This window comes from Mesorhizobium sp. M7A.F.Ca.CA.001.10.2.1 (assembly GCF_003998575.1).
Taxonomy (GTDB): Bacteria; Pseudomonadota; Alphaproteobacteria; order Rhizobiales; family Rhizobiaceae; genus Mesorhizobium.
The window spans coordinates 1-7,980 of sequence record NZ_RZQY01000248.1 but is presented as its reverse complement, the minus strand read 5'-3'; the positions used below and the strand labels follow the sequence as shown (position 1 = coordinate 7,980).

The 7,980-nt window shown below is 63.9% G+C and carries 7 protein-coding genes; 2 read left to right on the top strand and 5 right to left on the bottom strand.

The window, feature by feature from the left end; translation table 11 throughout:
- A partial coding sequence (locus EN964_RS17215; protein WP_127276563.1) for a LysR substrate-binding domain-containing protein occupies positions 1-693 on the top strand: 693 nt, incomplete at its 5' end.
- A 22-nt stretch (positions 694-715) separates the two neighbouring features.
- Here the strand turns inward: EN964_RS17215 and EN964_RS17210 are convergent.
- From EN964_RS17210 to EN964_RS17200, 3 genes are read right to left on the bottom strand one after another with little or no spacing between them, the layout of a single operon-like run.
- Complete coding sequence (locus EN964_RS17210) at positions 716-1,867, bottom strand: efflux RND transporter periplasmic adaptor subunit (protein ID WP_127268585.1); 1,152 nt, start codon at positions 1,865-1,867, stop codon at positions 716-718.
- Positions 1,868-1,882: 15 nt separating this feature from the next.
- Positions 1,883-5,059: an efflux RND transporter permease subunit gene (locus EN964_RS17205; RefSeq protein ID WP_127276561.1), complete on the bottom strand. Its 3,177-nt coding sequence runs from the start codon at positions 5,057-5,059 to the stop codon at positions 1,883-1,885.
- Positions 5,053-5,307 (bottom strand): hypothetical protein, encoded by a 255-nt coding sequence (locus EN964_RS17200; RefSeq protein WP_127270242.1) that lies wholly within the window; start codon positions 5,305-5,307, stop codon positions 5,053-5,055. The genes EN964_RS17205 and EN964_RS17200 overlap by 7 nt, the downstream gene beginning before the upstream one ends.
- A gap of 242 nt (positions 5,308-5,549) precedes the next feature.
- Here EN964_RS17200 and EN964_RS17195 point away from each other — a divergent pair, with 242 nt between their 5' ends.
- On the top strand, positions 5,550-6,140 hold the full coding sequence (locus EN964_RS17195) for a TetR/AcrR family transcriptional regulator (RefSeq protein ID WP_127270239.1): 591 nt from the start codon (positions 5,550-5,552) through the stop codon (positions 6,138-6,140).
- A 329-nt stretch (positions 6,141-6,469) separates the two neighbouring features.
- On the opposite strand, the gene EN964_RS17185 is transcribed toward EN964_RS17195, so the two are convergent.
- Positions 6,470-7,492 (bottom strand): LacI family DNA-binding transcriptional regulator, encoded by a 1,023-nt coding sequence (locus tag EN964_RS17185; RefSeq protein WP_127270236.1) that lies wholly within the window; start codon positions 7,490-7,492, stop codon positions 6,470-6,472.
- A 137-nt stretch (positions 7,493-7,629) separates the two neighbouring features.
- A partial coding sequence (locus EN964_RS17180) for an ATP-binding cassette domain-containing protein (protein ID WP_164775853.1) occupies positions 7,630-7,980 on the bottom strand: 351 nt, incomplete at its 5' end.

Sequence of the window (7,980 nt, the reverse complement as noted above, 5' to 3'; positions counted from 1 at the left end):
GCTATAGGCCAGCGTATGCTGGAGGGCGGGATGCGGACGCGCCTGGTCGTCAGCGTGCCGTTCTCGCTGGCCGAACTGTGGCTGGCGCCGAGGCTGGCGGTACTTCTCGATGCCTTTCCGCAGATGGCGATCGACGTTCGGGTCGAGGACGATCCGGTCGACCTGATGCGCCAGAACATCGACCTGCGCATCAGCTATGGCGATTATCACTATCCCGGATTGAAACTCGTCCGTCTCGTCCATGACGACGTCCTGCCTGTCTGCGCACCGGAATTCTGGCACCGGCACGGCAATGGCGATACCAGTCTGGCGGATTTGCACGAGAGCCAGTTCATCCACACCAATTGGGGGCCGAACTATGCCTCGCACCCGACCTGGGCTGACTGGTTTGCGGCCTCCGGCGGCAGCCGCTCACCCGACCCGTCGCACGGGCGGCGCGTCGGCCTGTCCAGCCTTGCGATCGCCTCGGCAAGGCTGGGCCTGGGCATCGCGCTTGGCCAGCGGGTCATGGCGCGCGCCGATCTGGAGGCCGGTCGGCTGATTGCGCTCTCCTCCGTCTCCGTGCGCCTCGGGCATCCCTACTGTGCATTCATGCCGGTGGCCAAGGCCGACCGCGCCGATGTTGCCGGTCTGGTGGAACTGCTCAGTCGAGCGGCGCCCGCGACCTGTGGGAAGGTCGGGGCGCCGCGCTGAAGCCGGGTCCTGACGGGGGTGTTCAGGTGGCCGGCTTTTCCGGTATCGGCGATACAGGCGCTCCGGGTCCGATCTTCTGCAGATTGCCCGTGATCACCTGGTCGCCCTCGGCGACGCCGCTGAGGATGGCGACCTGACCGCCGCTCGTCGGTCCGAGCGAAACCAGCCGCTGGTCGACCGTGTTGTCCTTGCCGACGACATAGAGATATTTGCCGAGCTGGCTCGAGCCCAGCGCCGTCTGCGGCACCATCAGCGCGTCGGCCTGCTCTCTCACATGCAGCCGGACACGAACATATTGGCCGGGCAGCAGCGTGAACTTGCCGTTACCGATCGTTGCGCGCGCCGTGATCGTGCCGGTCGAGCGGTCGACCGAATTGTCGATGAAGGTAAGCTCGCCCTTCTGGCTGGCCTCGGTCTGGCCGGGGAGCAGCACCTCCACTTCGATCGGGCCGTTCGCGCGGGCTTGCTCGATCTCGGCCAGATCCGTCTCGCTCGGGTTGAAGGTGACATAGATCGGATCGAGTTGCACCAGCGTGTTGAGCACGGTGCCGGCAACGCTGACCAGCGTTCCGACCGAAGCCTGGTTGCGGCCGAGACGCCCGCCAAACGGCGCCCGGATTTCAGCGTAGCTCAAATTGAGCTCTGCCGTGCGGACCGCCGCCTGATTGACCGCCAGCGACGCCTGTGCCTCGCGCAAGGTGCTGGTGCGCTGGTCGAAGCCGTCCTTGGCGAGGTAGCCGCTCTTGGCGAGCTCGGTGCCGCGACCGAGGTTGGAGCGGGCATAGTCGAGCGTCGCCGTATCGCGCTGCACTTGCGCCTTGGCCTGGTCGAGAGCCGCCTGGAAGTCGTCAGGCGAGATCTTGTAGAGAAGATCGCCTTGCCGGACGTCGACGCCGTCGGCTGCGGTCTGCTCCTGCAGATAGCCCGGAATCCTGGCCTGCAAGGTGATGCTGCGGATCGGTTCCGTCCGCGCGGCATAGTCCAGGTAGATCGGGATCGTCTTCTTGACGACACTAACCACCGGCACCGGCATGACGAATGCCGCCGGAGCAGGCGTCGCCGCGGCCGTGCCGGCATTGAGGCTGAGGTTGCCCATGTCGAGCAGGTGGACGCTGGCCACCGAGATCGCTCCCAGCGCGACGGCCGTTCCCAACGCGATTTTCCATTTACGCATGATCAGTCTCCAATCTTATTCGGCCGCTTCCGCCAGGGGGCGCAAGGCGGGCTCAGTCGTTGGTTCATTGTCTTGAGAGGCGGGCTCGTCATTGCCGCGGCGTTCGCGCAGCTGCTCGATGACCGCGTAGAACACCGGCACGAACACCAGCGACAGGATGGTCGCTGCGACCATGCCGCCGAACACGGTGGTGCCGATCGACTGCCGGCTTGCCGCGCCGGCACCGGTGGCAAACATCAGCGGCAGCACGCCGAGGATGAAGGCGAAAGCCGTCATCAGGATCGGCCGCAGCCGGAGCCGTGCCGCCTCCATCGCCGCGTCGACGAAGCTGAGGCCTTCTTCGCGCCGTCGCCTTGCGAATTCGACGATCAGGATCGCGTTCTTGGCCGCCAGGCCGATCAGCATGACGAAGCCTATCTGCGAGTAGACGTCGATCTGCATGCCACGCAGCAACAGGGCCACGAAGGCGCCGAACAGGGCCAGTGGCACCGCCAACAGCACCATGAACGGCATCGCCCAGCTCTCATACTGCATCGCCAAGATCAGGAAGACGAAGACGATGGCGAGGCCGAAGACGACGGACGCGATCGATCCTGCCTTGAGCTCCTGGAAGGTGATGCCGGTCCATTCGAAACCGAAATCCCTTGGCAGCGCAATGGCGGCGGCCCGTTCCATCGCGGCAACCGCCTGGCCCGAGGAAAAGCCGGGTGCGGCACCGCCATTGATCGAGGCCGAGGCATTGTTGTTGTAATGCGGCACCGTCTCCGGGCCGACGAAGGGCACGAGTTTGCCCAGCGTCGAGAGCGGCACCATGCCGCCGGAGGCATTGCGCACATAGAGCCGCGAAATGTCGGCGGCACCCGCACGTGCATCCTTGTCGGCCTGGATGGTCACCCGGAAGGTGCGGCCGAACAGGTTGAAGTCGTTGACGTAGAGCGAGCCGAGATAGATCTGCAGCGTGTTGAAGACATCGGGCAGATTGAGGCCGAGCAGTTTGGCCTTGCTGCGGTCGAGGTCGTAGTTGAACTGCGGCGTCGAGGTCGAGAATGGCGAGAACAGCTGCTGCGGGTTGATTTCGGGCTGCTTGCGCGCCTCGGCGATCACGGCTTGCGTCGCATCGTTGAGGGCTGAACTGCCGCGGCCGGTCAGATCCTCGACGACGAATTCGAAGCCGCCTGTGGTGCCGATACCCGGGATAGAAGGCGGATCGAAGCTCAGCGCGAAAGCTTCCGGAATCTGCATCAGCTTGCCGCGCACATCGGCGACGAGCTTCGATGCACTCTGGTCGGGGCCGCGCTCCTCCCACGGCTTCAGGATGGCGAATTCGACCGCCGAATTCGACTGCGCCGCACTGGTCAGGAAATTCAGGCCGCTGATCGAGCCGACAATCTCGACGCCGGGCGTCGCCTGCAGGATGTCACGCGCCTTCTGCGCCACCGCGTCGGTGCGTTCCAGCGACGCGCCGTCGGGCAACTGGATGACGACGAAGAAATAGCCCTGGTCCTCGACCGGAAGGAAGGTCGAGGGCAGGCGCTGCCAGACGAAGTAGGTGGCGACCAGGCCGGCCGCGAACAGGCCGAGCATGATCCAGCGCAAGCGGATGAGAATGCGTACGCCATTGGCGTAGGCGTGCGATAGCCTGTCGAAGCCGGTGTTGAACCAGCGGAACGGGGCGAACTGCGTCTCGCCGCGATGCCGCAGGAAGGCCGCGCTGAGCGCGGGACTGAGCGTCAACGAGTTGAAGGCCGAGATGCCGACGGAAATCGCCACCGTCAGCGCGAACTGGTTGTAGAGCTTGCCGGAGACGCCGGGAATGAAGGCGACCGGCACGAACACCGCCATCAGCACCGCGGTGGTGGCGATGATCGGTCCGGTGACCTCGCGCATTGCGGCCTTGGTCGCCGCAAGCGGCTTGAGTCCGGCCTCCAGCTGTCGTTCGACATTCTCAACCACGACGATGGCGTCGTCGACGACGAGGCCGATCGCCAGCACCATGCCGAGCAGGGAGAGCATGTTGAGCGAGAAGCCGAGCATCTCCATGACGACCAGCGTCGCCACCAGCGACACCGGAATGGCGATGGTCGGGATGATCGTCGTGCGCCAGCTTTGCAGGAAGAGGAACACCACGGCGACGACCAGCACCAGCGCTTCGCCGAGCGTGATCAGCACGTCATGCATCGACGCCGAGACGAAGCGCGTCGTGTCGTAGTGCATTGCATAGGACACGCCCTTCGGGAAGCGGCCCGACAGCTCCTGCATCTTGTCCTTGACGCGCTGCTGCAGATCGAGCGCGTTGGAGCCGGGCATCTGGTAGACGGCGAGCACCACGGTCGGGTCCTTGCCGAAGAAGGCCGACGACGAATATTGCAGTGCGCCGAGCTCGATGCGGGCGACGTCGCGCAGCCTGACCAGCGAGCCGGTGTCGGTGTTGGCGCGCACGACGATGTCGCCGAATTCCTTTGGATCGCTCAACCGGCCGACGGCGTTGACCTGCATCTCGAAGGCGGTGCCGGCGGGTGCCGGCGATTGGCCGATCTTGCCGGCCGCCACCTGGACATTCTGCTCGGCGATGGCGTTCTGCACATCGACCGCGGTGATGCCGAGATTGGCGAGCTTGTCGGGATCGAGCCAGACGCGCATCGAATAGCGCCGCTCGCCGAAGATCTGCACATCGCCGACGCCGGGCAGGCGCTTCAGCGGATCGACCACCTGCAGATAGGCAAGGTTGCTCAGCGCCACCGGATCGACCGAACTGTCGGGCGAAGTCAGGTTGACGATGAGGACGAAGTTCGGGTTCTGCTTCTTGATCGTCACGCCGCCCTGGTTGACGATCGCCGGCAGCGACGAGGCGGCCTGCGAGACGCGGTTCTGCACGTCGACGGCGGCGGTGCTCAGCGAATAGCCGACATCGAAGGTGATGGTGATGGTCGAGGAGCCGTCATTGGAGCTCGTCGACGACATGTAGGTCATGCCTTGCACGCCGTTGATCTGCTGCTCCAGCGGCGTCGTCACCGTATCGGCCACCACTTGCGCGCTGGCGCCTGGATAGTGGGCGCTGACCACGACCTGCGGCGGCGTGATGTCGGGAAACTGCGAGACGGGCAGCAGGAAATAACAAATCGACCCGGCGAGCACCATGATGATGGCGATCGCCGAGGCGAAGATCGGACGGTGGATGAAAAAGTTTACCACGAGACGCAAGCCTCCCCGGCTGCTCTTGCCCGCCCGAAGGCGCTGGCGACGCTGGACAGTCTTTGACCGCGCTTGTCACCGAGGTCGTCCCGCGAATGCAGCAACGGCACCTCGTTGCGCTGCGCATCGGCAAGCGAGCGCAGCATCGTCTCGAAGGCGCGCGGGTCGACGCCATCGGCTCTCATGACCAGCCGGATCATCGGATCCCGGACGGCTTCATCTATGGTAAGATCGCGGCGCTGTGGCATTGGCCGGCTCCTTGTCTGTCGATTCGCAGCACGTGCTCGCGAACCGTTTTCATCTTTTCACCGGCCGAGGCCGCATGATTGGCAGTTTCTTGTCCCTCTCGTCGGCAGGGCCAGTTCACGGCCTTGTTATTGACGGTGGACGATATAGGTGTTACCAGTAAGTAACATTCTGGAAGTTACAGACCGGTAACACCCTAGTCAAGAGGTGGCCGAGGGTTTTTTGGAAACGAAAGGAGATCATGATGGCAGACGGCATCGTGGAGCGCTCTCGTCCCCGGGATCGGATCCTGGAGACGGCACGCGACATGTTCCACAAGCATGGCATCAAGGGTGTCGGCGTCGACGCCATCACCGAAGCTGCCGGCACGAACAAGATGACGCTCTATCGTCACTTCGAATCCAAGGACGAACTGATCGTCGAATGCCTGCGCGCCAATGCGGCCAAGGCGGGCGCTATGTGGGATGCGTTCGAGGCCGAATTTCCTGGTGACAAGCTTGCCCAGCTGCATGCCTGGGTTCGCAAGGCGGCTGCCATGCTCAATGCGGATGGGCGCGGCTGCGACATGGCCAACGCCGCCGCTGAGCTGACCGAGCCGGACCATCCGGCCAGGCTGGTGATCAAGGAGCTCAAGGAAGCCCAGCGCGAGCGCCTTGTGACGCTATGTCGGGATGCGGGCATCGGCCAGGCTGAACTGCTCGCCGATACGCTGTCGCTTCTGCTCGAGGGCGCGCGGGTTAGCGTGCAGACCGTGGGGTCGGAAGGTCCGAGCACGCAGTTCGTGCGCATGGCTGAAGGATTGATCGTTTCTTTCAGGGGCGCCGCCGCCGGTTGAGGTGACCTGTCGCCTGTCCATGTGCGCCATTCATCGCGTGATGACTGGGCGCGCTTTGGTGTCGCTGTGCCGTCATCCCTGTCGGCCAAACGAAAAAAGCCCGCTGCCGGGAGGAGGTGGCAGCGGGCTCGATTTTCGAATGTGGCGCGGGAGGAGGTGCACCCCATTCAGCGTCGGCATCGCATCTGGGAGGAGTAGATGGCCGACAACCAGAACCTACGAGTTGCCCAACGATTCGGCAACAAAGAAACTTGCATAGCTGCTGTGCAGATTTGCCGTGCCAATTATCGTACAAATCCGGAAACCCGGTTTAGCCAAGCCATTTCGCATTACTGCCCCGGGACGTTTTCCCTGAAGATCAAGCGCGGTTCGATGAACTTGCGCGTCAGATAGGGTGCCGAGGAGGCGATCGAGCCGAGCAGGCGGATGACCGACTGCTCCGCGATCAGCCGTGCATTCTGGTCGATGACGATATCGAGCAGGTCGTCGACGAGATGACCGCGCGTGTCCTTGGTCAGATCGTGGCAGATGAACACCGGCTTGCGGTTCGGCCTGGCCTCGCGGATCGCCTTTGCAACGCCCGAATGTCCAGCTCCGACGCAATAGATGCCAAGCAGTTCCGGCTCGTCGTGCAGCGCCTTCATGGTCTCGGTGTAGCTGGCATCGGGCTCGTCGTTGACCTCAACGGCGCTGCTGACGGTCAGATTGGGAAACTCCTCACTGAGCACCGAGCGGAAACCCATCTCGCGTTCCTCGTGGCCACGATAGGAACGTGAGCCGACGACCATCGCCAGATGGCCGGTGCGGCCGCCAAGGAAGCGTCCCATCAGCAGCGCCGCCGTTCGTCCCGCCACCCGGTTGTCGATGCCGACATAGGCCGCGCGCGGTGCCGCCGGAACATCGGACACCAGCGTCACCAGACGCATCCCGGCATCGACGATGTCGCGCAGGATGTTGCGCGTACGCGGATGATCGACGGCGATCACGCCGACGCCATTGGCCCTGAGCGACAGGTTTTCGACAGCGCTCTGCAGCGCGTTCGGCGAGATACCGGCGAGGTTGTGGATCCGGCACGAGGCGACAAGCGGCAGGCGCGCGGCGTAGTCCTCGATATGCCCGGCGAGATCGCGCATGAAGGCATTGCTGCCGATCGGCAGCAGGAATTCAAGGTGGGCGGGCCGCGAGGGCAGCGTTACCTGATCGGCGACCGGCAGATAGCCGAGCTGCTTGGCCGCCTCCATGACGCGCTGGCGGTTGGCCGCACTCGCACCCGGCCGGTTGTTGAGCACCCGGTCGACCGTTGCGGTCGATAGCCCGCAGCTACGAGCGATATCGGAGACAGTGGCTTTCATGCCGTAACCCACAGCCCGCAGTTGCGTGCGGTATCCGAAACTGTGGCTTTCATGCTGCAATCCTGTTCGCCATGCGATGGCGCGTCAGACAAGCGATGCGATCTGAGGTGACGGGTGATTGCCGCCCATCACCATTCTCAGTGCGATGGCTTGCCATCGGCGATGGCATCGCGGATCTCCTTGTCCGACATGCCGGTGATGATCCGTTCGACCTCCGCCACGCTGGTCTTCTTGGGGTCTATGTCGTCAGCAACCACCTTGCCGCGGCGCATGACGACGATGCGGTCGACCACCTGGAAGACATGGTGGATGTTGTGGGCGATGAAAATGCAGGAATGGCCGGAATCGCGGGCGCTGCGCACGAAGCTCAGCACACCCTGTGTTTCGGCGACGCCGAGATTGTTGGTCGGCTCGTCGAGAATGATCAGGTCGCTGTCGAAATGCATGGCGCGCGCGATCGCCACCGCCTGGCGCTCGCCGCCGGAGAG